Annotated in this window: 25 protein-coding genes; 15 read left to right on the top strand and 10 right to left on the bottom strand. The window is 56.4% G+C overall.

Going from position 1 to position 25,235, the window contains the following annotated elements; genetic code table 11:
* The first annotated feature begins 14 nt into the window (after positions 1–14).
* Positions 15–200, top strand: a complete 186-nt coding sequence (locus tag QLG21_RS20250; protein WP_088208282.1) for a YoaH family protein — start codon at positions 15–17, stop codon at positions 198–200.
* Between the two features lie 6 nt (positions 201–206).
* Here the strand turns inward: QLG21_RS20250 and QLG21_RS20245 are convergent, their stop codons facing one another.
* A complete protein-coding gene (locus QLG21_RS20245; protein ID WP_042320579.1) occupies positions 207–551 on the bottom strand; it encodes a RidA family protein in 345 nt (114 codons plus the stop codon).
* Positions 552–683: 132 nt separating this feature from the next.
* Between QLG21_RS20245 and QLG21_RS20240 the strand changes: the two genes are divergently transcribed.
* From QLG21_RS20240 to rnd, 5 genes are all read left to right on the top strand, one after another.
* Complete coding sequence (locus QLG21_RS20240) at positions 684–2,594, top strand: ATP-dependent DNA helicase (protein ID WP_282485094.1); 1,911 nt, start codon at positions 684–686, stop codon at positions 2,592–2,594.
* 66 nt (positions 2,595–2,660) lie between these two features.
* Entirely contained in the window at positions 2,661–3,356 is a 696-nt protein-coding gene (tsaB, locus tag QLG21_RS20235) for a tRNA (adenosine(37)-N6)-threonylcarbamoyltransferase complex dimerization subunit type 1 TsaB (protein ID WP_101737485.1), read from the top strand.
* A 37-nt stretch (positions 3,357–3,393) separates the two neighbouring features.
* The gene (locus QLG21_RS20230; protein WP_137848809.1) at positions 3,394–3,975 is read left to right on the top strand and encodes a Slp family lipoprotein; all 582 of its coding nucleotides are present in this window, start codon (positions 3,394–3,396) and stop codon (positions 3,973–3,975) included.
* 203 nt (positions 3,976–4,178) lie between these two features.
* Positions 4,179–5,864: a long-chain-fatty-acid--CoA ligase FadD gene (fadD, locus tag QLG21_RS20225; protein ID WP_282485093.1), complete on the top strand. Its 1,686-nt coding sequence runs from the start codon at positions 4,179–4,181 to the stop codon at positions 5,862–5,864.
* A 71-nt stretch (positions 5,865–5,935) separates the two neighbouring features.
* Positions 5,936–7,063 carry a ribonuclease D gene (rnd, locus tag QLG21_RS20220; protein ID WP_102892052.1) on the top strand — a complete coding sequence of 376 codons (1,128 nt, stop codon included), beginning with the start codon at positions 5,936–5,938 and terminating at the stop codon, positions 7,061–7,063.
* A gap of 85 nt (positions 7,064–7,148) precedes the next feature.
* Here the strand turns inward: rnd and minE are convergent, their stop codons facing one another.
* From minE to minC, 3 genes are read right to left on the bottom strand one after another with little or no spacing between them, the layout of a single operon-like run.
* Entirely contained in the window at positions 7,149–7,415 is a 267-nt protein-coding gene (gene minE, locus QLG21_RS20215; RefSeq protein ID WP_003859937.1) for a cell division topological specificity factor MinE, read from the bottom strand.
* Between the two features lie 3 nt (positions 7,416–7,418).
* Positions 7,419–8,231 carry a septum site-determining protein MinD gene (gene minD / locus QLG21_RS20210; protein WP_137848807.1) on the bottom strand — a complete coding sequence of 271 codons (813 nt, stop codon included), beginning with the start codon at positions 8,229–8,231 and terminating at the stop codon, positions 7,419–7,421.
* Positions 8,232–8,253: 22 nt separating this feature from the next.
* Complete coding sequence (gene minC / locus QLG21_RS20205) at positions 8,254–8,961, bottom strand: septum site-determining protein MinC (RefSeq protein WP_137848806.1); 708 nt, start codon at positions 8,959–8,961, stop codon at positions 8,254–8,256.
* Between the two features lie 124 nt (positions 8,962–9,085).
* Here minC and QLG21_RS20200 point away from each other — a divergent pair, with 124 nt between their 5' ends.
* The 3 genes from QLG21_RS20200 (at position 9,086) to QLG21_RS20190 (ending at position 10,602) form a co-directional block, all read left to right on the top strand.
* Positions 9,086–9,361, top strand: coding sequence for a YcgL domain-containing protein (locus QLG21_RS20200; RefSeq protein WP_058610254.1), 276 nt, complete (start codon positions 9,086–9,088; stop codon positions 9,359–9,361).
* Positions 9,362–9,408: 47 nt separating this feature from the next.
* On the top strand, positions 9,409–10,068 hold the full coding sequence (locus QLG21_RS20195; protein WP_058610221.1) for a fumarylacetoacetate hydrolase family protein: 660 nt from the start codon (positions 9,409–9,411) through the stop codon (positions 10,066–10,068).
* 93 nt (positions 10,069–10,161) lie between these two features.
* Complete coding sequence (locus tag QLG21_RS20190; protein ID WP_042320017.1) at positions 10,162–10,602, top strand: YcgN family cysteine cluster protein; 441 nt, start codon at positions 10,162–10,164, stop codon at positions 10,600–10,602.
* A gap of 115 nt (positions 10,603–10,717) precedes the next feature.
* Here the strand turns inward: QLG21_RS20190 and dsbB are convergent, their stop codons facing one another.
* Together dsbB and nhaB are read right to left on the bottom strand one after the other, a co-directional pair.
* The gene (dsbB, locus tag QLG21_RS20185) at positions 10,718–11,248 is read right to left on the bottom strand and encodes a disulfide bond formation protein DsbB (protein WP_088208285.1); all 531 of its coding nucleotides are present in this window, start codon (positions 11,246–11,248) and stop codon (positions 10,718–10,720) included.
* 143 nt (positions 11,249–11,391) lie between these two features.
* Positions 11,392–12,930: a Na(+)/H(+) antiporter NhaB gene (nhaB, locus tag QLG21_RS20180; RefSeq protein ID WP_137848804.1), complete on the bottom strand. Its 1,539-nt coding sequence runs from the start codon at positions 12,928–12,930 to the stop codon at positions 11,392–11,394.
* Between the two features lie 201 nt (positions 12,931–13,131).
* Between nhaB and fadR the strand changes: the two genes are divergently transcribed.
* Entirely contained in the window at positions 13,132–13,851 is a 720-nt protein-coding gene (fadR, locus tag QLG21_RS20175) for a fatty acid metabolism transcriptional regulator FadR (RefSeq protein WP_006175945.1), read from the top strand.
* Positions 13,852–13,964: 113 nt separating this feature from the next.
* On the opposite strand, the gene QLG21_RS20170 is transcribed toward fadR, so the two are convergent.
* Positions 13,965–15,497, bottom strand: a complete 1,533-nt coding sequence (locus QLG21_RS20170; RefSeq protein WP_006175940.1) for a SpoVR family protein — start codon at positions 15,495–15,497, stop codon at positions 13,965–13,967.
* Positions 15,498–15,818: 321 nt separating this feature from the next.
* On the opposite strand from QLG21_RS20170, the gene QLG21_RS20165 reads away from it, so the two are divergent.
* Both QLG21_RS20165 and dadX read left to right on the top strand, forming a co-directional pair.
* Positions 15,819–17,117, top strand: coding sequence for a D-amino acid dehydrogenase (locus QLG21_RS20165; protein WP_282485092.1), 1,299 nt, complete (start codon positions 15,819–15,821; stop codon positions 17,115–17,117).
* A 9-nt stretch (positions 17,118–17,126) separates the two neighbouring features.
* Positions 17,127–18,197, top strand: coding sequence for a catabolic alanine racemase DadX (gene dadX, locus QLG21_RS20160; protein ID WP_282485091.1), 1,071 nt, complete (start codon positions 17,127–17,129; stop codon positions 18,195–18,197).
* A 52-nt stretch (positions 18,198–18,249) separates the two neighbouring features.
* On the opposite strand, the gene QLG21_RS20155 is transcribed toward dadX, so the two are convergent.
* Both QLG21_RS20155 and ldcA read right to left on the bottom strand, forming a co-directional pair.
* Complete coding sequence (locus QLG21_RS20155; RefSeq protein WP_101737491.1) at positions 18,250–19,983, bottom strand: potassium/proton antiporter; 1,734 nt, start codon at positions 19,981–19,983, stop codon at positions 18,250–18,252.
* A gap of 97 nt (positions 19,984–20,080) precedes the next feature.
* Positions 20,081–20,995, bottom strand: a complete 915-nt coding sequence (gene ldcA, locus QLG21_RS20150; protein ID WP_137848802.1) for a muramoyltetrapeptide carboxypeptidase — start codon at positions 20,993–20,995, stop codon at positions 20,081–20,083.
* Positions 20,996–21,103: 108 nt separating this feature from the next.
* Here ldcA and emtA point away from each other — a divergent pair, with 108 nt between their 5' ends.
* Complete coding sequence (gene emtA / locus QLG21_RS20145; protein WP_042320010.1) at positions 21,104–21,715, top strand: membrane-bound lytic murein transglycosylase EmtA; 612 nt, start codon at positions 21,104–21,106, stop codon at positions 21,713–21,715.
* A gap of 35 nt (positions 21,716–21,750) precedes the next feature.
* On the opposite strand, the gene QLG21_RS20140 is transcribed toward emtA, so the two are convergent.
* The gene (locus QLG21_RS20140; protein ID WP_058610225.1) at positions 21,751–22,482 is read right to left on the bottom strand and encodes a flagellar brake protein; all 732 of its coding nucleotides are present in this window, start codon (positions 22,480–22,482) and stop codon (positions 21,751–21,753) included.
* A gap of 206 nt (positions 22,483–22,688) precedes the next feature.
* Here QLG21_RS20140 and QLG21_RS20135 point away from each other — a divergent pair, with 206 nt between their 5' ends.
* Together QLG21_RS20135 and QLG21_RS20130 are read left to right on the top strand one after the other, a co-directional pair.
* Positions 22,689–22,943, top strand: coding sequence for a GlsB/YeaQ/YmgE family stress response membrane protein (locus QLG21_RS20135; RefSeq protein WP_006175932.1), 255 nt, complete (start codon positions 22,689–22,691; stop codon positions 22,941–22,943).
* Positions 22,944–23,057: 114 nt separating this feature from the next.
* Complete coding sequence (locus QLG21_RS20130; protein WP_282485090.1) at positions 23,058–25,160, top strand: TonB-dependent siderophore receptor; 2,103 nt, start codon at positions 23,058–23,060, stop codon at positions 25,158–25,160.
* The last annotated feature ends 75 nt before the right edge of the window (positions 25,161–25,235 follow it).

Here is a 25,235-nt window from a genome sequence, read left to right as displayed (position 1 = left end):
AGCAGGAGTTGACGATGTTTGCAGGTTTACCTTCTCTGAGCCACGACCAGCAGCAGAAAGCGGTTGAGCGAATTCAGGAGCTGATGTCCCAGGGGATGAGCAGCGGACAGGCTATTTCTCAGGTGGCAGAAGAACTTCGCGCCACCCATACCGGTGAGCGGATCGTGGCGCGTTTCGAGGATGAAGAAGACGAAGAGTAATCGGGCTTAAACCGCCGCGATAATCTTAATCTCAACCTTATATTCCGGTTTCATCAGCGTGGCCTGTACGGTGCAACGTACAGGCGCGTGACCCGCCACAACCCACGCATCCCAGGCTTTGTTCATCGCCGCAAAATCTTCTTTATTCGCCAGGAAAATAGTGGCATCCAGAATGCGGGATTTGTCGCTGCCCTGTTTCTCCAGCACGGCATCAATTTGTGCCAGGGTGTTAGCCGTCTGCTCAAAGGCATCTGCGTCCAGGTTGGCCGGCACGCCGGTGTAGTAGAGCGTCTGGTTATGGATCACAACGTCAGACCAGCGGGCTTCGGCATCAATGCGCAAAATTGACATAAACGTTTCCTCGTTATTTTTCATATCAGGCGGCAAGACTGCCATATTGTTCCCTCTTCGTCACTATTTGGGGTGGCACAGGAAGGGATGGGCTGACATAATCCCTGTGCAAAAATACAGTGAGAGAGCACCGTGGCAGACGATTTTTCCCCAGAAGGCCAGTTAGCAAAGGCCATTCCCGGCTTTAACCCGCGTGAACCTCAGCGGCAGATGGCGCACGCCGTCGCAAAGGCAATTGAACAGGCGCAGCCGCTGGTGGTTGAGGCCGGTACCGGCACGGGGAAAACCTACGCTTACCTCGCACCTGCGCTGCGTGCAAAGAAGAAGGTGATCGTCTCGACCGGGTCGAAAGCGCTGCAGGACCAGCTCTACAGCCGCGATTTGCCGACGGTGGCAAAAGCGCTGAAATACAAAGGGCGGCTGGCCTTGTTGAAAGGGCGCTCAAACTACCTCTGCCTCGAGCGGCTTGAGCAGCAGGCGCTGGCGGGGGGCGATCTGCCGGTACAGACCCTGAGCGATGTCATTATTCTCCGCGCCTGGGCGAACCAGACCAAGGAGGGGGATATCAGCACCTGCGCGAGCGTGCCGGAAGATTCCCCGGCCTGGCCGCTGGTAACCAGCACCAACGATAACTGCCTTGGCAGCGATTGCCCGCTGTATAAAGAGTGTTTTGTGGTCAAGGCGCGTAAAACCGCGATGGACGCAGACGTGGTGGTGGTCAACCATCATCTGTTTCTGGCCGATATGGTGGTGAAAGACAGCGGCTTCGGTGAGCTCATCCCTGAAGCCGAGGTGATGATTTTCGATGAAGCCCACCAGTTGCCGGATATTGCCAGCCAGTATTTCGGCCAGTCGCTCTCCAGCCGCCAGTTGCAGGATCTGGCGAAAGATTTCACCATTGCCTACCGCACCGAACTGAAAGATACCCAGCAGCTGCAAAAGTGTGCCGATCGACTGGCGCAAAGCGCCCAGGATTTCCGCCTGCAGCTGGGTGAGCCGGGCTATCGCGGCAACCTGCGTGAACTGCTGGCGGACAGCAATATTCAGCGTGCGCTGCTGCTGCTCGATGATGCGCTGGAGCTGTGCTACGACGTCGCGAAGCTGTCGCTGGGCCGCTCTGCGCTGCTGGATGCCGCCTTTGAGCGCGCGACGGTCTATCGTACAAGGCTCAAAAGACTCAAAGAGATCAACCAGCCGGGATACAGCTACTGGTACGAATGCACTTCGCGTCACTTCACCCTGGCCCTGACGCCGCTGACCGTGGCGGACAAGTTCAAGGAGGTAATGGCGCAAAAGCCAGGCAGCTGGATTTTTACCTCGGCAACCTTGTCGGTGAATGACGATCTGCACCACTTCACCGAACGTTTAGGCATTGAGCAGGCTGAATCCCTGCTGTTACCCAGCCCGTTTGATTACCAAAAACAGGCGCTGCTCTGTGTGCCGCGTAACCTGCCGCTCCCCAACCAGCCGGGGGCGGCCCGTCATCTGGCGGCGATGTTAAAACCGATGATCGAGGCCAATAATGGCCGCTGCTTTATGCTCTGCACATCCCACGCGATGATGCGCGATCTGGCGGAGCAGTTCCGCGCCACCATGACATTGCCGGTACTGTTGCAGGGCGAGACCAGCAAAGGGCAGCTTTTGCAGCAGTTTGTCAGCGCGGGTAACGCTCTCCTGGTGGCGACCAGCAGCTTCTGGGAAGGGGTGGACGTGCGCGGTGATACGCTTTCGCTGGTCATTATCGACAAGCTGCCGTTTACCTCGCCGGACGATCCGCTGCTCAAGGCGCGAATGGAAGATTGCCGCCTTCGCGGGGGCGATCCGTTCGATGACGTTCAGCTCCCGGATGCGGTCATCACGCTGAAGCAGGGGGTAGGGCGTTTGATCCGCGACGTCTCCGATCGCGGCGTGCTCGTGATTTGCGACAATCGCCTTGTTATGCGCCCTTACGGCGCGACCTTCCTCGCCAGCCTGCCGCCCGCACCCCGAACGCGGGATATTAAACGCGCGGTTCGCTTCCTGGCGAACCCGACGGCGGAGTAATTCGCCCCGAAGTATGGTAAAATGCGCGCCATTTTGTGACTGACCCTTGCGAGAGCGCGACGACTAATGCGAATTCTGGCTATTGATACGGCAACAGAAGCCTGTTCTGTTGCCCTGTGGAACGATGGCGCGATCGGTGCCCATTTCGAAGAGTGCCCGCGAGAGCACACCCAACGTATTCTTCCTCTGGTTAAGACGATCCTGAACCAGGGACACACCGCCTTAACCGATCTTGATGCGCTGGCCTATGGCCGTGGGCCGGGCAGTTTTACCGGCGTGCGTATCGGGATTGGTATTGCTCAGGGCCTGGCGCTGGGTGCAGAACTGCCGATGATTGGCGTTTCCACGCTGATGACCATGGCGCAGGGCGCATACCGTATGACCGGCGCAACGCGCGTGCTGGCAGCCATTGATGCCCGCATGGGCGAAGTCTACTGGGCTGAATACACCCGCGACGAGCAGGGCGTGTGGCACGGCGAAGAGACGGAGGCGGTGCTTAAGCCCGAGGCCGTGACCGAGCGCCTGACGCAGCTCTCCGGCGAGTGGGCAACGGTCGGCACGGGCTGGGCCGCCTGGCCGGAGATGGCAAGCAATACGGGCATCACGCTGGTCGAGGGCAACATGCTGCTGCCTGCTGCAGAAGACATGCTGCCCATCGCCTGTCAGCTTCTCGCGGCGGGAAAAACCGTGGCCGTTGAGCATGCAGAACCTGTTTATTTACGAAACACCGTCGCGTGGAAGAAACTTCCTGGCCGCGAGTGAATCTCAGTAACAGGAACTGAGAAAAAGGAGTCGCATCATGGCGGTTCAGAGTAACGTAGTACGCCTTTTACTGGCAGGCGCGGTTGCCATAGCACTGAGCGGTTGCGTAACCGTTCCTGATGCGATCAAGGGCAGCAGCCCGGTGCCTCAGCAGGATCTGGTGCGCGTAATGAATGCCCCTGAGCTGTACGTGGGCCAGGAAGCGCGCTTTGGCGGCAAAGTGGTTGAGGTGGTGAACCAGCAGGGTAAAACCCGTCTGGAAATTGCCACCGTGCCACTGGACAGCGGTGCGCGTCCGAGTTTAGGTGAGCCTTCTCGTGGGCGCATCTACGCTGACGTCAGCGGCTTCCTCGACCCGGTCGACTTCCGCGGGCAGCTGGTGACGGTGGTGGGGCCGATTACCGGCACGGTTGAGGGTAAAATCGGCAGCACGCCGTACAAATTTATGACCATGCAGGTAACCGGCTATAAACGCTGGCGCATTGTCCAACAGGTTGTCATGCCTCCGCAGCCGATCGATCCGTGGATGTGGGGTCCACATCCATACCGCTATGGCTACGGCGGCTGGGGCTGGTACAACCCAGGTCCGGCACAGGTACAAACGATCGTAACTGAGTAACTTACTGTTTTAATTATGAAAGAGACAGCGGCTCAGCCGCTGTCTCTGTTTTTTTACGGATAAAACGAAAAAAAAGAGTGACGCGCTTCGCAACCTTAAATCTGGGTAATTAATAAACTGGTACGCTGAGTTAATATAATGTTAACGAACTGTTTATTATCGGGGTTGTGATGACGACGAACGCTCATTTCAGAGGTGATGCATTGAAAAAGGTTTGGCTAAACCGTTATCCCGCGGATGTCCCTGCGGAGATCAATCCTGACCGTTATCATTCCCTGGTTGAATTATTTGAACACTCGGTACGGCGCTACGCCGACCAGCCCGCTTTTGTGAACATGGGCGAAGTCATGACCTTCCGCAAGCTGGAAGAGCGTAGCCGGGCGTTTGCTGCTTATCTGCAGGAAGGGTTAGGGCTGCAAAAAGGGGACCGCGTCGCGCTGATGATGCCGAACCTGCTGCAATATCCTGTGGCGCTGTTCGGTATTCTGCGCGCCGGGATGATCGTGGTGAATGTCAACCCGCTGTATACCCCGCGCGAGCTGGAGCACCAGCTGAACGACAGCGGTGCAGCGGCAATCGTCATCGTATCGAACTTCGCCCACACGCTCGAAAAAGTGGTCGAGCGTACGCAGGTCAAGCACGTCATTCTCACGCGAATGGGCGATCAGCTTTCGACAGCCAAAGGCACGCTGGTGAACTTCGTTGTGAAGTACGTAAAGCGCCTGGTGCCGAAGTATCACCTGCCGGATGCTATCTCCTTCCGTCGTGCGCTGCAGGCGGGGTACCGCATGCAATATGTCAAATCCGAAGTGGTGGCAGACGATCTCGCTTTCCTGCAATACACCGGCGGTACCACTGGCGTGGCCAAAGGGGCGATGCTGACGCACCGCAACATGCTGGCTAACCTTGAGCAGGTTAACGCGACCTACGGGCCGCTGCTGCATCCGGGTAAAGAGCTGGTGGTCACGGCGCTGCCGCTGTACCACATTTTTGCCCTGACCATGAACTGCCTGCTGTTTATTGAGCTGGGCGGGCAAAACCTGCTGATCACCAACCCGCGAGATATTCCGGGCCTGGTGAAAGAGCTGGCGAAATACCCCTTCACCGCCATGACGGGCGTGAACACCCTGTTTAATGCGTTGTTAAATAACAAAGAGTTTCAGCAGCTTGATTTTTCCACGCTGCACCTCTCGGCCGGCGGCGGCATGCCCGTCCAGCAGGCGGTCGCCGAGCGCTGGGTAAAACTGACGGGCCAGTATTTACTGGAAGGCTACGGCCTGACGGAGTGCGCGCCGCTGGTGAGCGTTAACCCGCACGACATTGACTACCACAGCGGAAGCATCGGTCTGCCGGTGCCGTCGACGGAAGCCAAACTGGTCGATGATGAGGATAAGGAAGTGGCTCATGGCGAACCGGGCGAGCTGTGTGTGAAAGGGCCGCAGGTGATGCTGGGCTACTGGCAGCGTCCGGACGCCACCGATGAAATCATCAAAGACGGCTGGCTGCATACCGGCGATATCGCGGTGATGGATGACGAAGGCTTCCTGCGGATTGTTGATCGCAAAAAAGACATGATCCTCGTCTCCGGCTTTAACGTCTATCCGAATGAAATCGAAGACGTCGTGATGCAGCACAGCGGCGTGCTGGAGGTGGCGGCCGTGGGCGTGCCTTCCGGCAGCAGCGGTGAAGCGGTGAAGATATTTGTGGTTAAGAAAGACGCGTCGCTGACTGACGAAGAGCTTATTACCTTCTGCCGTCGCCAGCTCACCGGTTATAAAGTGCCTAAGCTGGTTGAATTCCGCGATGAACTGCCAAAATCCAATGTCGGGAAGATATTACGACGAGAATTACGTGACGAAGCCCGTGCCAAAGTGGACAATAAGGCCTGAGCTTCACGCTAATCGCCCAGACGCCGGTTAAGCCGGCGTTTTTTATGGGCGCAAACAAAAGAGAAACTGCTTTGAATTACCAGATGATCACGACCAACGACGAGCTGGCTTCGCTGTGCGAAGTGACGCGCGATTTCCCTGCTATCGCCCTGGATACCGAGTTTGTCCGCACGCGGACCTACTACCCGCAGCTGGGGCTGATTCAGATGTACGACGGCAAGCGCGTCTCGCTGATTGACCCGCTCGGCATTACCGACTGGACGCCAATGCGCGACCTGCTGCTTGATACCGCCGTCACGAAATACCTGCATGCGGGCAGTGAAGATCTGGAAGTGTTTCTCAACACCTTTGGCATCATGCCGCAGCCGCTGATTGACACGCAGATCCTTGCCGCGTTCAGCAACCGCCCGCTTTCGTGGGGATTTGCGGCGATGGTCGAAGAGTACACTGGCCTGGCACTGGACAAGAGCGAGTCGCGCACGGACTGGCTGGCCCGTCCATTGACCGCTCGCCAGCTTGAGTATGCGGCAGCCGACGTGTTTTATCTGCTGCCGATTGCCGGACAGCTGATGAAAGAGGCGGAAGCTTCAGGCTGGCTCTCAGCCGCGCTGGATGAGTGCCGCATGGCACAGCAGCGTCGTCAGGAAGTGGTCGACCCGAAAGAAGCCTGGCGCGATATCAGCAACGCCTGGCAGCTTCGCACCCGTCAGCTGGCCTGTTTGCAGCTGCTCGCCGACTGGCGTCTGCGTAAAGCGCGTGAGCGCGATCTGGCCGTTAACTTTGTGGTGCGCGAAGAGCATCTCTGGGCGGTAGCACGCTACATGCCGGGTAGCCTGGGCGAGCTGGACAGCATTGGGCTTTCGGGCAGTGAAATTCGCTTCCACGGCAAGACGCTGCTGGCGCTGGTGGAAAAAGCGCAGCACATGCCGGACGACGCACTGCCGGAGCCGTTGCTCAATTTGATGGACATGCCGGGCTATCGTAAGGCGTTCAAAGATATCAAAGCCCTGGTGCAGACGGTGGCGAGCGAAAGCAAGCTGAGTGCAGAACTGCTGGCGTCCCGTCGTCAGATTAACCAGTTGCTGAACTGGCACTGGAAGCTGAAACAGCAGAATGGTTTACCCGAAATGGTGTCGGGCTGGCGTGGGGAACTGATGGCCGAACGTCTGAAGACGCTGCTGGAAGGTTATCCGCGCTAAGAAATGTAGCCCCGGTAAGCGCAGCGCCACCGGGGAACGTGCCGGGCGGCGCGATGCGTGCCCGGCCTACAAAACCACAAAGGAATTAACGTGACTCTTCCGCTTCCGGTAGCGTCACGTTCAGCTCCAGAATCGAAATATCCCCGTCTTTCTGCTCCAGCTGTACCGTGACCATTTCCGGGTCAATCTGCACGTACTTACAGATCACTTCCAGAATGTCCTTGCGCAGCTGCGGCAGGTAGTGTGGCTCGGCGTCGCTACGACGACGCTCCGCAACGATAATTTGCAGACGCTCTTTAGCGATGTTGGCGGTGCTTTTTTTCCGCGAGAGAAAAAAGTCCAGTAATGCCATAACTTATCCTCCGAACAGGCGTTTGAGGAAACCTTTCTTCTCTTCTTCAATGAAGCGGAAAGGACGTTCTTCTCCCAGCAGACGGTCAACGGTATCGGCGTAAGCTTTACCTGCATCTGCCGTTGCATCCAGAATGACTGGCTCACCCTGGTTAGACGCGCGTAATACGGACTGATCTTCCGGAATAACGCCAACCAGCTTGATGCGCAGAATTTCCAGTACGTCTTCCATGCTCAGCATATCACCTTTGTTCACACGGCCCGGATTGTATCGGGTCAGCAACAGGTGTTCTTTAATCGGCTCCTGACCATTTTCCGCGCGGCGGGATTTGGAAGCAAGAATGCCAAGAATGCGATCAGAATCTCGCACGGAAGAGACTTCAGGGTTGGTGGTGATGATCGCTTCATCCGCAAAGTAGAGCGCCATCAGGGCACCGGTTTCGATACCGGCAGGGGAGTCACAGACCACAAAGTCGAACTCCATTTTTTTCAGTTCGTCGAGGACCTTTTCAACGCCTTCACGGGTCAGGGCATCTTTATCACGGGTCTGAGACGCCGGTAAAATGTAAAGGTTCTCGGTGCGCTTGTCTTTAATCAGCGCCTGGTTAAGCGTGGCATCGCCCTGAATGACGTTAACGAAGTCATACACGACGCGACGCTCACAACCCATGATCAGGTCCAGGTTACGCAGGCCGATATCGAAGTCGATAACGACGGTTTTCTTTCCCTTCTGGGCCAAACCTGTAGCGATGGCCGCGCTGGAGGTGGTCTTGCCAACGCCTCCTTTACCCGAAGTCACAACAATAATGCGTGCCATAGAAATTCCTTGTTAAAAGGGATCAATTCAACGGTTGAACAGTCAAAGCGTCTTCTGCCAGGAGCAGGCGGGCCGCTTTGCCATAAAATTCGGCTGGGATCTTGTCGCTCAGCCAATATTCTCCTGCGATGGAAACCAGTTCCGCCGTCAGGTGAGTACAAAAGATTTGTGCGTTCCTGTCGCCACTTGCGCCCGCGAGCGCGCGTCCACGCATCATACCGTAAACGTGAATGTTGCCATCGGCAATCAGTTCAGCGCCCGCGCTGACGTGACTTGTAACAATCAGATCACAGTTTGGCGCATAAATGCGCTGACCGGAACGAACCGGCACATCAATCAATCGCGTTTTTGTGACAGGCGTATCGTTCTGTGCGGGTGGCGGGGGCGTTGGCACGGCTTCCGGGGCTGGACGAGGGGCTTTTTCTTTGCCTTCGTTCAGTAGCGGCAATCCGGCCCGATCAATTTCGGCTTTCAGCGTCGCGTCTTTACACCCGCTGATACCCACGATACGCAGCCCGGTTGATGCAACGGCCTGCTGGAGCAATTTCCAGTTCACCGGAGCAGCAAGGTCGCTCACATTGACGACGACGGGGGCATGTTTCAGAAACGCAGGAGCCTGCGCAATTTTGTCTTCTAACGCCTGACGAATAACCTCGGGTTTTGCATCATGCAAATGAACCACTGATAAGGTGAAGCTACTGCCTTTAAGCTCGATGGGCGTGTTTGACATCCTGGCCTTACTCAATTTGCTATTAACCGCAACACCGCCGTTGCGATATTCCGAAGAGTATCAGGCATGTTATAGTCAGGAGTATATTGAGGCAAGCAACCACCCATTAATTCAGAGTAAAAACATGTTTTGTGTGATCTACAGAAGTTCAAGTCGTGACCAGACTTACCTTTATGTCGAAAAGAAAGACGATTTTTCCCGCGTACCGGAAGAATTAATGAAAAGTTTTGGCCGCCCGCAGCTGGCTATGCTGCTGCCGCTGGATGGACGTAAGACGCTGGTTAATGCGGATCTGGAAAAAGTGAAAACGGCATTAACCGAGCAGGGCTATTATTTACAACTTCCACCCCCACCCGAGAATTTATTAAAACAGCATCTTGAGGTGAACGGAAAGAAATAATCCCGAAGGCATTCGGGAACAACACATCAACCGTTTAGGGAGCGACCATGTATCAACATCATAACTGGCAAGGTGCATTACTGGATTATCCCGTGAGCAAAGTGGTCTGCGTGGGCAGCAACTATGCAAAACACATTCAGGAGATGGGCAGCGCCACGCCAGAAGAACCGGTGCTGTTTATTAAGCCTGAAACCGCGCTGTGCGACATTCGTCAGCCGCTGGCGCTGCCGCAGGGGCTGGGGTCGGTGCATCACGAAGTGGAGCTGGCCGTGCTGATTGGCGCAACGCTGCGTCAGGCTTCCGAAGCGCATGTTGAGCAGGCGATTGCCGGTTACGGCGTGGCGCTCGATCTGACCTTGCGCGACGTGCAGGGCAAGATGAAGAAAGCGGGGCAGCCGTGGGAAAAAGCCAAGGGCTTTGATAATGCCTGCCCGATATCCGGTTTTGTCCCGGTAAGCGAATTCACCGACGATCCGCAGAACACGCCGCTTAGCCTGAAGGTAAACGGCGAAATCCGCCAGCAGGGTACCACCGCAGATATGATCCACAAGATCGTTCCGCTGATCGCCTACATGAGCCGCTTTTTCACCCTGAAGCCGGGCGATGTGATCCTCACCGGCACGCCGGAAGGCGTTGGCCCGCTGAACGGTGGGGATGAACTCGAGGTCAGTTTTAACGGCCTGTCACTGAAAACCCGCGTACTGTAAAAGCCTCTTGCCGCCTCAAAAGGGCGGCAAAACTTGCATCAACGTGCCAGACTCGTTATAAGGTGCGCTTTCTTTTGACGTGTGGACATCCTGATGAACGACATCCCTTTCTGGCAAACTAAAACGCTCGACGACATGACCGACGCAGAGTGGGAGTCGCTGTGTGACGGCTGCGGGCAGTGCTGCCTGCACAAGCTGATGGATGAGGATTCCGACGAAATTTACTTCACCAACGTCGCCTGTAAGCAGCTGAACATCAAAACCTGCCAGTGCCGCAACTACGAGCGCCGCTTCGAGTATGAGCCGGACTGCATCAAGTTAACCCGTGAAAACCTGCCCACCTTTGAGTGGCTGCCGCACACCTGCGCGTATCGCCTGCTGGCGGAAGGCCATGACCTGCCCAAATGGCATCCTTTACTGACCGGGTCGAAAGCGGCGATGCACGGCGAGCGTATCTCCGTGCGGCACATCGCGGTGAAAGAGTCTGAGGTGCGCGACTGGGAAGACCACATTATGAATCACCCTAACCGTTGATATTAAAAAACCCGCCGAGGCGGGTTTTTTAATGTGCGCGGGTGTGTCGGGTGGCGCTGCGCTTACACGACCGACAAAACTGCAGGACCGCGCAAGCGAAACGCCGCCGGGCAAATTAGCGCCCAAAGAGATCACGTTTTTTAGGCTTGAACGGCTGTGCAATCAGCACCAGCAGCGCAACAACGAAGTAGGCGACAAAAATACCCACCAGCCACTGCGGCATCTCCAGCGTCAGGAACTCCCACTGACGAACGGAGCAGTCACCGGATGCCACAAACACCTGCGGCAGCCATTTATCCAGCGGCAGCCAGCTCGGGAAGCGGGCGGCAAAATCACAGGTCATAAACGGTGATGGGTGCAGCTGCATCACGGTGTGCTGCCAGGAAAGCTCAATCCCTTTCCAGGCACTGTACAGCCAGATGGCGATCCCGACATAGCGCAGCGGCGTTTTCGGGGCAATCGCACCCACCAGGCCTGCGCCCATAATGCCGAACAGTGCGCAGCGTTCGTAGATGCACAGCACGCAGGGTTTAAGCCCCATGACGTGCTGGAACCACAGCGCGACCATTTCCAGCGCAAAGGCGGTCAGGGCCATCAGTAACCACGCTCCGCGACCGCGAGAGCACTGGTTTAAAAATCTCAACATAATCATTTCCCTGGGACATGCTTAGAAAGCGCAGTGTAAACGAATTCGTTTCATGCGCCACCTGTACCTGACGAAATAAAACGTAATTGGATGTTTATCATGCGAAAAGGTAAACGGGCAGCGCGCTGCCCGTTAAAACCTGCTTAGTGCGCGGCCAGTATACCCGCTTGTATTAACCACTGCGTATAGGGAATGAGGGTAATTTTGACGCACAGCAACCCGACAAGCGTCAGCACCAGCGTGTAAGGCAGCGCCATCCACACCATTCGGCCATACGAAAGTCGTATGAGTGGCGCGAGGGCGGAGGTCAGCAGGAACAGGAAAGCGGCCTGCCCGTTAGGGGTTGCTACCGACGGCAGGTTGGTGCCGGTATTGATGGCTACGGCCAGCAGCTCGAACTGCTCAGCGTTGATGGCCCCGTGTTGCAGCGCCGCTTTTGCCTCGTTGATATACACCGTCCCGACAAACACGTTATCGGAGATGGACGAGAGTAGCCCGTTGAACAGGTAGAACAAGGTCAATTGCGCATCCGCTTCTGCCCTCAGAACGTAGGCGATAATCGGGGAGAACAATTCCTGATCGATAATCACCGCCACGACCGCAAAAAATACGGTCAGCAGGGCGGTGAACGGCAGTGCCTCGGTAAAGGCTTTGCCGATAGCATGCTCGTCAGTGACGCCGGTGAAGGTGGTCGCCAGAATAATCACCGATAAACCAATTAAGCCGACTTCCGCGAGATGGAACGCCAGCGCGGCGATAAGCCAAAGGCCGATAATCCCTTGTGCTACCAGGCGCAATTTATCCTGACGCGTGCGCTGGCTGCGGCTTTGCTGGTCAAATTTTTGCAGCTCGCGGCGTACCGGTTCAGGAAGCTGGGCGCCATAGCCAAAGACGCGGAATTTCTCCAGCAGTATGCAGGTGACAAAACCGCAGACCAGCACCGGGACGCTTACCGGGGCCATTCGCAGGAAGAATTCGCTGAAATTCCAGCCCGCCGCCTTGGCGATAATCAGGTTTTGCGGTTCGCCCACCATGGTCATCACGCCGCCTAATGCTGTCCCGACGCCCGCGTGCATCATCAGGCTGCGCAGAAACGCGCGGAACTGCTCCAGCACTTCGCGCTTCTGGGCATCGACGTCGCTGTCATCGTGCAGGTCGCCTTCCGGTTGTGAAGACGCCACGCGGTGATAAATACCGTAGAAGCCAACGGCGACGCTAATCACCACCGCGACGACCGTCAGTGCATCCAGGAAGGCGGACAGGAAGGCCGCCGCGAAGCAAAAGGCCAGCGAAAGGATTGTTTTGGAGGAGATGCTTAACAGCAGTCGGGTGAAAATAAACAGCAGAAGCTGTTTCATAAAGTAGATCCCGGCCACCATAAACATCAGCAGGAGGAGCACCTCCAGGTTTGATGCGAGCTCTTCTTTAACGTGTTCAGCGCTGGTCATGCCGATGATGACGGCTTCAAACGCCAGCAGGCCACCCGGCAGAAGCGGATAGCATTTCAGCGCCATCGCCAGAGTGAAAATGAACTCGGCCACCAGCAACCACCCGGCTGCGAACGGGTCTACCAGAAAAACGACAGGATTAACAATCAGAAATACCAGCAGCGTGAGTTTGTACCAGTCAGGCGACTGGCCTAAAAAATTGCGCCACAACGCGCGGCCATAAGAGATTTCCACGACAGACGTCCTTCCCCGTCAATTAAGATAAGTGACCAGTATACGCATAATTAGTCTGAAAGGCGGCGTAAAGAGGGGAATGTAAATTTCATTAAAATGAAACGGCGATCCCTCTTTTCTCACTTTGACGCGCTATCTGCCTCTGTACGCCTCTGGTATGATGAGTGCAATTTGCTAAAGCTGTGTAATGGAAATCTTACTATGGTCATTAAGGCGCAGAGCCCGGCGGGTTTCGCGGAAGAGTACATCATTGAAAGCATCTGGAATAATCGTTTCCCTGCGGGGTCCATTCTACCTGCTGAACGCGAACTCTCTGAACTGATTGGCGTCACCCGCACCACGCTGCGAGAAGTGCTTCAGCGCCTGGCGCGCGATGGCTGGTTGACAATTCAGCACGGTAAACCCACCAAAGTGAATAACTTCTGGGAAACGTCCGGGCTGAATATCCTTGAAACGCTGGCGCGTCTCGACCACGAAAGCGTTCCGCAGCTGATTGATAATTTGCTTTCCGTGCGTACCAACATCGCCACCATCTTTATTCGGACCGCGTTCCGTCAGCATCCTGAAGACGCGCTTGCGGTACTCGCCAGCGCTAACGCGGTGGAAGACCACGCCGATGCCTTTGCGACGCTCGACTACAACATCTTCCGCGGCCTGGCGTTTGCCTCCGGTAACCCAATCTATGGGTTGATCCTCAACGGCATGAAAGGGCTGTATACCCGCATTGGTCGTCACTACTTTGCGAACCCAGAAGCGCGCAGCCTGGCGCTCGGTTTTTATCACAAGCTGAGCGAGTTGTGTTCTACCGCGCAGCACGACCAGGTCTATGAGACGGTGCGTCGTTATGGCCGGGATTCCGGGGAGATCTGGCACCGTATGCAGAAAACCCTGCCGGGTGATTTAGCGATTCAGTCGCGCTAAAAGAAAAACCTCTCAGATGAGAGGTTTTTTTTCGTCGGGTGGCGGCTTCGCCTGACCCGACCTGTGGGGTTTGCAGGCCCGGTAAGCGCAGCGCCACCGGCAAAAAGGCTGCATCAGAGCGTATTCAACCGCGTCGGGCAGCGTTCCAGCAGTTCCACGCTGCCATCTTCATTCTGCTGCTCCATTATGACGTCGAATCCCCACAGGCGATGCACATGCTTCAGCACCTCTTTACGCCCTTTATCCAGTGGCGCGCGGTTATGCGGGATGTAGCGCAGCGTCAGGGAGCGATCACCGCGAAGATCCACGTTCCAGACCTGAATGTTCGGCTCCAGGTTGCTCAGGTTGTACTGAGAGGAGAGGCGCGAGCGGATCTCGCGGTAGCCCTCTTCGTTGTGGATCGCCGAAATCTCGAGGTAGTTATTTCTGTCGTCATCCAGCACGGTAAAGAAGCGGAAGTCGCGCATAATCTTCGGTGACATGAACTGGCTGATGAAGCTCTCGTCCTTAAAGTCGCGCATCGCAAAATGCAGCGTCTCCAGCCAGTCAGACCCGGCGATATCCGGGAACCAGTATTTATCTTCTTCCGTTGGCGACTGGCAGATGCGTTTAATATCCTGGAACATCGCAAAACCGAGCGCATACGGGTTGATCCCGCTGTACCACGGGCTGTTGTAGGCAGGCTGGAACACCACGTTGGTGTGGCTGTGCAGGAACTCCATCATAAACCGCTCGGTGACTTTGCCTTCGTCATACAGATGGTTAAGGATGGTGTAGTGCCAGAACGTCGCCCAGCCTTCGTTCATCACCTGCGTCTGCTTTTGCGGATAGAAATACTGGCTCACCTTGCGCACAATGCGCAGGATCTCACGCTGCCACGGCTCCAGCAGCGGGGCGTTTTTCTCCATGAAGTACAGCAGGTTTTCCTGCGGCTCAGAAGGGTAGCGCCGCGCCTCGGCCACGGTTTTCTCCTCCTCACGCTTCGGCAGCGTGCGCCACAGCATATTCACCTGGCTTTGCAGATACTCCTCGCGGCTTTTCTGCCGGGCTTTCTCCTCCTGCAACGAGATTTTTTGAGGACGCTTGTAGCGGTCGACGCCGTAGTTCATCAGCGCATGGCAGGAATCGAGGAGCTTCTCTACCTCATCCACGCCGTAACGCTCCTCGCAGTCGGTAATGTATTTGCGGGCAAAGATCAGGTAATCGACGATCGAACTGGCATCCGTCCAGCTGCGGAACAGGTAGTTATTCTTGAAGAAGGAGTTATGCCCGTAGCAGGCATGCGCCATCACCAGCGCCTGCATGGTAATGGTGTTCTCTTCCATCAAATAGGCGATACACGGGTTGGAGTTAATGACGATCTCATACGCCAGCCCCTGCTGACCGTGTTTATAGAGCCGCTCGGTTTCAATGAACTTTTTACCGAACGACCAGTGAGGATAATTGATTGGCATCCCGACGCTGGAGTAAGCATCCATCATCTGTTCGGACGTAATGACTTCAATCTGATGCGGATAGGTGTCCAGACGATAGAGTTTCGCTACCCGGTCTATCTCGGCGAGGTAGACATCCAGCAGCTCGAAGGTCCAGTCGGGACCATCGCTGAGACGTGTGCTGTTCCTGGACATGGAATCAATAGTAGCCATTAGCGCGCCCTCATTGTTGGTGCTCTCTCTGGCTGGAGAGCCTCCTTTCAAGCATAGATCACCGTGTTAAAAAGCGTGCTGATGGAGATATTTTTTCTTTGCGATTTCTTCTTTTCAATAAGGTAAAAAAAGCGACTCTTGCAGCATTTTATGCTGGTTAAAAATAGCGCGCAGCAGGAGATCCCAAATAAGCGCCATCCCCACGGGCAGGGGAAGATGTGAGGCAAGTCACCATAAAAAAGTCGTATGTTGAATAATATTTTCAACTAGGTTATCAATCTGTAATCAGATGATTGTTCTTTTACACATAATGGAGTGGCTATGCGTGTTGTCATACTGGGAAGTGGTGTGGTTGGCGTAACCAGCGCCTGGTATTTAAATCAGGCAGGGCATGAGGTTACGGTTATCGATCGTGAATCCGGCCCGGCCCTGGAGACCAGCGCGGCGAACGCCGGCCAAATCTCCCCGGGCTATGCGGCACCGTGGGCAGCACCCGGCGTCCCGCTGAAGGCGATTAAATGGATGTTCCAGCGCCACGCGCCGCTGGCGATCGGCCTTGACGGCACGCCGTTCCAGCTCAAGTGGATGTGGCAGATGCTGCGCAACTGCGACACGCGTCACTACATGGAAAACAAAGGGCGCATGGTGCGCCTGGCAGAATACAGCCGCGACTGCTTGAAAGCCTTACGCGCCTCGACCGGCATTGAGTACGAAGGGCGGCAAGGCGGCACGCTGCAGCTGTTCCGCACCGCGCAGCAGTATGAAAACGCCACCCGCGATATCGCCGTGCTGGAAGACGCGGGCGTACCTTATCAGCTGCTGGAGGCCAGCCAGCTGGGGCAGGTCGAGCCTGCCCTGGCGGAAGTGGCGCACAAGCTTACCGGCGGGTTACGTCTGCCAAACGACGAAACCGGCGACTGCCAACTCTTTACCCAGCGTCTGGCGCAGATGTGCGAGCAGGCGGGGGTGACATTCCGTTTTAATACGCCGGTCGATAAGCTGTTGTCAGAAGGCGAAAAAATTTACGGCGTGAAGTGCGGCGAAGAGGTGATTAAAGCGGATGCTTACGTCATGGCGTTTGGTTCCTACTCCACCGCGATGCTCAAGGGCATTCTCGACATTCCTGTTTACCCGCTTAAAGGCTACTCCCTGACCATTCCGGTGAAAGAGGACAGCGGCGCGCCGGTCTCTACCATTCTTGATGAAACCTACAAAATCGCCATCACCCGCTTTGATAACCGGATCCGCGTCGGCGGCATGGCGGAAATTGTGGGCTTTAATACCGAGCTGCTTAAACCGCGTCGTGAAACGCTGGAGATGGTGGTCGGCGATCTCTTCCCGCGCGGTGGGTTTATTGAACAGGCGACCTTCTGGACCGGTCTGCGCCCTATGACGCCGGACGGCACGCCGATTGTGGGTCGTACGCCTTATAAAAACCTGTGGACCAACACCGGGCACGGAACGCTGGGCTGGACGATGGCCTGCGGATCGGGCCAGCTGTTGAGCGACCTGCTTTCTGGCCGCACCCCGGCGATTCCGTTTGACGACCTGAGTGTGGCACGCTATCAATCAGGGTTTACCCCATCGCGTCCACAGCATCTTCACGGCGCGCATCAATAAGGAGTTGCCATGTCACGTCCTGTTCTGGCGCAGCTCGATTTGCAGGCCCTGAAGGATAACCTGCAAATTGTCCGTCGTGCTGCGCCGGGTTCACGCGTCTGGTCGGTTGTTAAAGCGAACGCCTACGGGCACGGTATCGACCGTATCTGGGGCGCGCTTGGCGCGACCGACGGCTTTGCCTTACTGAACCTTGACGAGGCCATTCTTCTTCGCGAACGCGGCTGGAAGGGGCCAATTTTACTGCTGGAAGGTTTTTTCCACGCCGACGATCTGCCCCTGCTGGATAAATACCGCCTGACGACCAGCCTCCACAGCAACTGGCAGATCAAAGCCCTGCAGGATGCGAAGCTGCATGCTCCGCTGGATATCTATCTTAAGGTAAACAGCGGCATGAACCGCCTGGGCTTCCAGCCTGAGCGCGTACACACGGTCTGGCAGCAGCTGCGTAATCTGAAAAACGTTGGCGAAATGACGCTGATGGCGCACTTTGCCGACGCCGAAAAACCGGACGGCATTACTGATGCGATGGTGCGCGTTGAGCAGGCGGCGGAAGGGCTGGATTGCCCGCGCTCCCTGTCAAACTCGGCGGCGACGCTCTGGCATCCTGAAGCGCATTTCGACTGGGTTCGCCCGGGCATTATCCTCTACGGTGCTTCACCGTCCGGCCAGTGGCAGGATATTGCCAACAGTGGGCTTAAGCCGGTCATGACGCTGCGCAGTGAAATCATCGGTGTCCAGACGCTGAAAGCGGGCGATACCGTGGGTTACGGCAGCCGTTACCGTGCGGCGGGAGAGCAACGTATCGGGATTGTCGCGTGCGGCTATGCCGACGGTTACCCGCGCATTGCCCCCAGCGGTACGCCCGTGTGGGTAGATGGTGTGCGCACCGGAACCGTTGGCACGGTCTCGATGGATATGATGGCGATTGACTTAACGCCTTGCCCGCAGGCAGGCATTGGGACCCCGGTTGAGCTGTGGGGTAACGAGGTGAAAATTGACGATGTCGCCTCTGCGGCAGGCACCGTGGGTTATGAGCTGATGTGTGCGTTAGCGCCGCGCGTACCGGTTGTGACGCTGTAACCTTCCACGCTGTAACAGGCCGGGTGAGGCGAAGGCATCACCCGGCAAATCCTTACTCCGACTCCTCTTCCATCGGCCTGACGCCGACCTTGCGTACCGCGTTATCCTCTTTCTCTGCCACCGTCCAGATCATGCCAGCGAACTCCACCTGGTCACCGACCACCGGCGCTGCGCCCAGCAGTTTCTGGATAATGTCCCCGAGCGTCTGCTGGTTGTCGCGATTTTCCAGCCCGTCTTCCAGGCCGTAAATCAGCGCAACATCGGCAAACCGGGCGCTGGCTTCAAGAATAAAATCGCCGAAGAAGCGCTGGTCGAGCGCAACGGGCGGCGACTGGCTAAACAGCTTGCCGAGAGCGGGGAGATCGCGCTCGCGACCAATCACGCAGAGAATATCGCCTTCACGCAGGCGCGTGCTGCCCGTGGGGTGGAGCAGGACATTGTCGCGGAACATGGCGGCAATGCGCGTTTCGGAGGGCATATGCAGATCGCGCAGCGATGCCCCGACGCACCATTTGTCGGCGCTGAGCTGATAGACAAACTGCTCCCACGGATTTTCCGGGTGAAGATCCAGCCCGACGCGGGACACCGGCCAGCCGACCGGCGGCACCACCACTTTGGCCCTTTTCGCCGCCCATCCCAGCGAGGTACCCTGGAACAGCAGCGACACCAGCACGACGAAGAAGGCGACGTTGAAGAACAGCCGCGCGTTATCCAGGCCTGCCATCATCGGGAACACGGCGAGGATAATCGGCACCGCGCCGCGCAGACCGACCCAACTGATAAAGATCCGCTCGCGCAGGTTAAACCCGCGAAACGGCAGCAGACCGGCAAATACCGACAGCGGGCGCGCGAAGAAGATCATCCAGGCCGACAGGAGCAGGGCCGGAACGGCAATCGGCAGCAGGTCCGACGGCGTCACCAGCAGACCAAGCACCAGGAACATGCCGATTTGCGCCAGCCACGCCAGACCATCAAAGTTCTGCAAAATGGCATAGCGGTTGCGGATGGGGCGGTTGCCGAGTAAAAAGCCGCACAGGTACACGGCGAGGATCCCGCTTCCGTCCAGCGCCGTCGTCACGGCAAAAATCAGAATGCCGCCGCTCAGCGCCAGCAGCGGGTAAAGGCCCGCCGGGAGCGAAATGCGATTAATCATCTGCTGCAGGAGATAACCCCCGGCCAGGCCGAGGATGATCCCAAGACCGAACTGCTGAATGATATGCCAGGCAAACATCCAGCTCAGGCTGCTCTCATGCTGCTGGATCATCTCAATCAGCGTGATGGTGAGAAACACCGCCATCGGGTCGTTGCTGCCGGATTCAATCTCGAGCGTGGAGCCGACGCGTTCGTTAAGCCCCTTACCGCCGAGCAGCGAAAATACGGCTGCCGCATCGGTGGAACCGACAATAGCGCCGATCAGCAGCCCTTCCATCATGTTCAGGTGAAACAGCCATGCCGCCATCATCCCGGTTAAGCCGGAGGTGATCAGCACGCCAACGGTCGCCAGCGACAGCGCCGGGCCTAATGCAACGCGAAACGAACTGGCCTGGGTACGCATCCCGCCGTCAAGCAGGATCACCGCCAGGGCCAGGTTGCTCACCATGTAGGCGAAAGGGTAGTTATCGAATGGAATACCGCCGATGCCATCGATGCCAGCCAGCATGCCGATGGCAAGAAAAATAACAAGAATAGGTATGCCAAGACGCGATGAAAATGAACTCAATAAAATACTGCAGGTTACAAGGACCGAACCCAGAATGAAAAGGCTGATTATCGCTGTGGCATCCAATGTTCTCTTACTCCCACCTCAATGTTGTTGTCTCTGTTAAAACCCTAACATATTAACGGCAGAGACAACGTTTAATTAAGGCGGTATCACCGCTTTTTTATGCTTTTATAACCGGATGGCCACCCATTGTTAACTGACTGCCCGAATCTTCATGAATCAACTGCGCGTGCGCCCCCAGCGGCAGGGTGACCGTCTGCTGTTCGTGGCCAAACGGAAGACCGGTGATCACCGGAATATCCAGCCGCGAACGGATAAAGTCGACCATGGTTTCAAGCGTATAGCCCGCATCGTAATCATTGGGCTGTGCGCCGCTAAAACTGCCCAACACGATAGCGGACTGGCGGGCAAGAATTCCGGCATGATAAAGCTGCAATAACATGCGCTCGACGCGGAACGGATGCTCGTTAATATCCTCCAGCACCAGAATGCCATCTTCGATCTGCGGCAGCCATGGGGTGCCAATCAGCGACACCAGCATGGCCAGGTTGCCACCCCACAGCTGACCCTCGCACGACCAGTGCGGCCCGTTACCCTGCCACTCCACGCTGAAGGTGGGGTTTTCCAGCGCCCGCCAGAAGTGCTCCTGGGTGTAAGCATCAAGTTCCGGCGCGCCAAAATTACCGGCCAGCATCGGGCCGCTAAAGGTGACGACGTTATGCAGGGCAAGCAGGCCAAGCTGGATCGCCGTGAAATCGCTGTGCCCGCAAATCAGCAGCGGATCCTGCTGCTGGCGTTTGGCCAGCCCCGCCCAGTCGATGCTCTCCAGCAACCGGCTCGCACCGTAACCGCCGCGCACCGCCAGCACGATGTTATTGCTGCCACGCAGGTTCACCAGGCCGTTGATATCGTTCAGCCTTTGCGCCTCGGTGCCGGCGAAACGCTGCGACCGACGGGGGATAATTGTCTGATTTTCTACCCGATAGCCGGATTCCAGTAAGCGCTGAACCCCGCGCTGTGCCGCGTCCTGGTTGATGCAGTAGCCGGAAGGGGCAATGAGATGAAACTGTGGCATGGCAATTCCTTGCTGAATGAGACGCTAATTGTCTATATGATGCCGCTTATCCGCTGCCCGCTTCAAGGGGCAGCGTAACCGCGAAGACCGGCTATAAGGATAGAAGACGTGAAATTGAGATGGTTTGCTTTTTTGATTGTGTTGCTTGCTGGCTGTAGTTCAAAACATGACTATCAAAATCCACCCTGGAACCCTGAAGTGCCCGTGAAACGGGCGATGCAGTGGATGCCGATCAGCGAACAAGCCGGTAAGGCATGGGGGGTCAGCCCGCGTCTGGTCACGGCGATTATTGCAGTGGAATCCGGCGGGAATCCGACGCTGGTCAGTAAATCGAACGCGGTTGGGCTGATGCAGCTGAAGGCGTCTACGGCCGGGCGAGAAGTGTATCGCTATATGGGCTGGAGCGGTCAGCCATCGACCAGCGAGCTGAAAAACCCGGAGCGTAATATCTCCATGGGGACAGCTTATCTGAGCATTCTGGAACACGGCATACTGAAAGGTATTGAGGATCCGGAAGTGATGCAGTATGCGCTGGTGGTGTCGTACGTTAACGGCGCGGGCGCGCTGCTCAGAACCTTCTCCTCCGATCGCAAAGAAGCCATTGAAGAGATCAACGACATGGACAAAGACGAGTTCTTTGAACATGTGGTGAAAAACCATCCGGCCCCACAGGCGCCGCGTTATATCTGGAAAGTTCAGAAAGCGATGGATGCCATGTAAGACGAGTGTCGGGCGGCGCTGCTGCCCGACGCGTGTTACAACACTTTATTTGCCCGCTCCCGCGCTTCGCGCTCCAGGGAGAAGATAATGCGCTGTAATTCACGTTCCGCCCCCGGGCCAACGTTGAGAAAGCGAAAGCTCAGACGCGGCGTGCTCACGGTTTCGTTTTTACTGTCCACCACCGTCCGCTCGCCGATCGCAATTAACTGCGCATCAAACCAGAAACGGCCCCATCCGCCCATATCCAGCTCAATCTGCGAGAAACGCATACCTTCGACCAGCCCGTCAGGCGCAGGGGTATCCATCAACGCGCCCATGCCGCCCAGCGACAGATCGAACAAACGAAAGCGGAACTCTTTTTTGTCCGGCATTTTGGCTTTGCAAAAATAGGCGGGATGGAGCGGGGCGTGGATACGAAAGTATTCCCGGCGCTGCACAAACCAGAGGTTATCCGGAATCGAAGAGACAAACGCGGGCAGGCCCTGATACTCGCTCAGCTCAAGACGCGGTAAAACAAACTCCACCTTCGCGCCCTGGGTTTCAGCCAGCACCGAGACCTTTTCCGCGCGCAGTGCGGCACGGTTCTCGTACTCCTGGCTGCCCAGATCGACCACCAGGCGTTCTGCCGACGCGTCCAGAATATTGCTGATGAACTGACCGGAAGGCCAGCTGATGCGCAGCGGTACCTTTCCTTTTTGCAGGTCGCGTAATATCCCTAACACAGCCAGCGGATTTTGTTTCAGGAACTGCTCACTGTAATTACTCACGCCAGATGGCTCCTCGATGTGTGACAGACTGTCTGTGGGTTATCGGCAGCCTGGGGTGAAACTTAATACAAACCGATGAGATTTTTTCACTGCAAGGGCAATTTAAGTCGGTGAGATGAAAACGGTTTTATGACGGTGACCTATAATCAGGATAGCTGCGCGGAGGGTTTTCTGCGCGTGCGTTAAACCTGAAAGAGGGTATCGCTATGGGTATCATCGCCTGGATTATTTTTGGTCTTATTGCCGGTGCAATCGCTAAGCTGCTCATGCCGGGTAACGATGGTGGCGGCTTTATTTTGACCTGCGTGCTCGGGGTCATCGGCGCAGTGGTGGGTGGCTGGCTGGCGACGATGTTTGGCCTGGGTGGCAGCATCAGCGGTTTTAACCTGCACAGTTTCCTGGTGGCCGTCGTGGGCGCGATTGTCGTGCTCGTGGTCTTCAGATTGCTCAGACGGGCATAATACTGCTAAAGACGGCTCTCTTCTGAGGGCCGTTTTTTTTGCGGCTATCTTGATTTGCAAATTGAAATGATAATAATTGTCGTTCCTAATATCATTTATAATAATGAACACAATATGAACACCTCACGTTTCGCGTTTTGTGCGTTGGCAGGAGCCGTAGCGCTGGCATTGCAGGGACCGGCATTCGCCGAAGAGTCAACGATAGTCGTGACCGGGACAGAAGAGGGAAGTTCCCTTCCGGCCTGGACCAACAGTGCGACCAAATCTGCGGTCGCTGAAAGCAAAACGCCGCAGGTGATTAACACCCTTTCCGCTGAGGAGATCGCGCAGCGTCATGCCAACTCGGTGAACGAAATCCTGCGCTATGCCCCGGGCGTGTCGACTGAAGTGCGCGGTAACACCTCGTACATGAGCGAATACAAGATCCGCGGCTTTACGGTTGAGCAGGAGTTTTATAATGGCCTGCAGCTGCCGTACAACGTGACCGGGAATACCAAGGCACGCATCGACCCCCTGTTGATTGAGAGCGTCGACATTCTCAAAGGCCCCTCATCCGTGCTTTACGGCGGCGGATCGCCGGGCGGGCTGGTGAATATCCAGAGCAAAAAACCGCAGAAAGCGGCGAAAACCGAGCTGGGTTTCAACACCGGAAACCGCAACCTGAAAGAGGGCTACCTTGACTCGACCGGGCAAATCGCCGACAGCGACTGGAACTACCGTCTGCTGGGCAAAGCCACGGAAAACGATGACCAGCCGCACACCACGCGCTATGAAAACTATCTGGTCGCCCCTTCCGTCACCTGGCAGCCCGACAGCAAAACGCGCCTTACGCTGGATGCGATCGCGCAAAATACCCCGAGCCTGTCACCTTCTAACCCGCTGCCGCTGTCGTTCCTGCGCTCGAAATACGCCGATCGCCGGGCATATGCGGGTGATGAATGGGCGGGATTCAAACAGCGCCAGTGGATGCTGGGCTACAGTTTCGAACATGAGTTTGACAGCGGCTGGGGGTTCAACCAGAAAGCCCGCTACTTTGATGTCGACACCCATCAGCGCAGCGTTTACGCCACGGGCACCGGCAGCGAAGTTTATCAACTCAACCGCTTCGCCTATACCACGGACGAAGATCTGCAAAGTTTTAACATCGACAACCAGGTAACCAAAACCGTTGCTCTTGGCGAGTGGAAACATCACCTGCTGGCGGGCTTTGACTACCAGAAGCTGAACTCACATTTCCACTATCGTTACGCCTCGGCAACGCCGGGCATCGACATGCGCAACCCTGACTACGCGCAGATCGATCAGAATGCGCTGGGGCTGTATACCGCGCAGAAAAACCGCCTGAGTTATCAGCAGAACGGCTATTACCTGCAGGATCAGGTGGAATTTGGCGGGTTAAATCTGCTCGGCAGCCTGCGCTATGACGACTACCGGTCGGTCAATACCAACTACATGCAAAACGGCGACAAGGCCTGGGTATCGCAGGACCGCGTCACCAAACGTCTGGGTGCGCTTTATGCCTTTGAAAACGGTCTCTCGCCGTTCATCAGCTATTCGGAAGGCTTTGCGCCGGTGTCGCCGCAGGGCACGCTCCTGGCCAAAGACGTTAAGCCGACCACCAGTAAGCAGGTGGAAGGCGGGGTGAAATACCTTCTGGCAGAGTATGCCACCACCTTTACTGCCTCGGTGTTTAACATTCGTCAGAAAAATGTCGTCACCAGCGATCCGGGCTTCCTGAATTATCGCCAGACCGGTGAAGTGGAATCGAAGGGGGCGGAGGTGTCCGCCATCAGCCGTCCGACGGATAACCTGACGCTGATTGCCAACTATGCCTACACCCATGCCATCAATACCAAAGATGATAAATTCCAGGGCAAACGCCCGACTCAGGTTCCGGAGAATGCGTTCAATCTGTGGGGGGATTATACCCTCGACAGTTCGCCGCTGAGAGGGCTGACGCTGGGGGCCGGGGCACGCTATACCGGGCCGATGGAAATCTCCCAGAGTAACGATGCGGGCAAACTGGGGGGCACCACGCAGTACGATCTTGCCGCGTCGTATCGCATGGGTGAGGCGTTCCCGTCGCTGGCGGGGTTAACCCTGAAAGCCAGCGCGCAAAACATTACCAATAAAGAGACCTTAACCTGCTACGACGCGACCAACTGCTGGATTGGTCGTGACCGTACCTGGCAGGTAGGGGCTAGCTACAGCTTCTGAAAAAAGCCCGGTGGCGCGAGGGCGCTTCCCGGGCCAACAGATTCAACGTAAGCCGGGTCAGGCGTAGCCGCCACC

The sequence above is a fragment of the Enterobacter sp. V87_3 genome (assembly GCF_029967835.1).
Classification (GTDB): domain Bacteria; phylum Pseudomonadota; class Gammaproteobacteria; order Enterobacterales; family Enterobacteriaceae; genus Enterobacter; species Enterobacter cancerogenus.
This window is presented reverse-complemented; position numbering and strand designations above follow the sequence as displayed.

Bases quoted from the DNA above. Each gene is read 5' to 3' on its own strand.
- dsbB (WP_088208285.1), bottom strand. From the start codon at position 11,248: ATGTTGAGATTTTTAAACCAGTGCTCTCGCGGTCGCGGAGCGTGGTTA.
- QLG21_RS20135 (WP_006175932.1), top strand. From the start codon at position 22,689: ATGGGTATCATCGCCTGGATTATTTTTGGTCTTATTGCCGGTGCAATC.
- QLG21_RS20200 (WP_058610254.1), top strand. From the start codon at position 9,086: ATGTTTTGTGTGATCTACAGAAGTTCAAGTCGTGACCAGACTTACCTT.
- tsaB (WP_101737485.1), top strand. From the start codon at position 2,661: ATGCGAATTCTGGCTATTGATACGGCAACAGAAGCCTGTTCTGTTGCC.
- ldcA (WP_137848802.1), bottom strand. From the start codon at position 20,995: ATGCCACAGTTTCATCTCATTGCCCCTTCCGGCTACTGCATCAACCAG.
- QLG21_RS20195 (WP_058610221.1), top strand. From the start codon at position 9,409: ATGTATCAACATCATAACTGGCAAGGTGCATTACTGGATTATCCCGTG.
- QLG21_RS20250 (WP_088208282.1), top strand. From the start codon at position 15: ATGTTTGCAGGTTTACCTTCTCTGAGCCACGACCAGCAGCAGAAAGCG.
- minE (WP_003859937.1), bottom strand. From the start codon at position 7,415: ATGGCATTACTGGACTTTTTTCTCTCGCGGAAAAAAAGCACCGCCAAC.
- QLG21_RS20170 (WP_006175940.1), bottom strand. From the start codon at position 15,497: ATGGCTACTATTGATTCCATGTCCAGGAACAGCACACGTCTCAGCGAT.
- QLG21_RS20245 (WP_042320579.1), bottom strand. From the start codon at position 551: ATGTCAATTTTGCGCATTGATGCCGAAGCCCGCTGGTCTGACGTTGTG.
- dadX (WP_282485091.1), top strand. From the start codon at position 17,127: ATGTCACGTCCTGTTCTGGCGCAGCTCGATTTGCAGGCCCTGAAGGAT.
- QLG21_RS20230 (WP_137848809.1), top strand. From the start codon at position 3,394: ATGGCGGTTCAGAGTAACGTAGTACGCCTTTTACTGGCAGGCGCGGTT.
- fadR (WP_006175945.1), top strand. From the start codon at position 13,132: ATGGTCATTAAGGCGCAGAGCCCGGCGGGTTTCGCGGAAGAGTACATC.
- minC (WP_137848806.1), bottom strand. From the start codon at position 8,961: ATGTCAAACACGCCCATCGAGCTTAAAGGCAGTAGCTTCACCTTATCA.
- QLG21_RS20190 (WP_042320017.1), top strand. From the start codon at position 10,162: ATGAACGACATCCCTTTCTGGCAAACTAAAACGCTCGACGACATGACC.
- QLG21_RS20165 (WP_282485092.1), top strand. From the start codon at position 15,819: ATGCGTGTTGTCATACTGGGAAGTGGTGTGGTTGGCGTAACCAGCGCC.
- minD (WP_137848807.1), bottom strand. From the start codon at position 8,231: ATGGCACGCATTATTGTTGTGACTTCGGGTAAAGGAGGCGTTGGCAAG.
- QLG21_RS20130 (WP_282485090.1), top strand. From the start codon at position 23,058: ATGAACACCTCACGTTTCGCGTTTTGTGCGTTGGCAGGAGCCGTAGCG.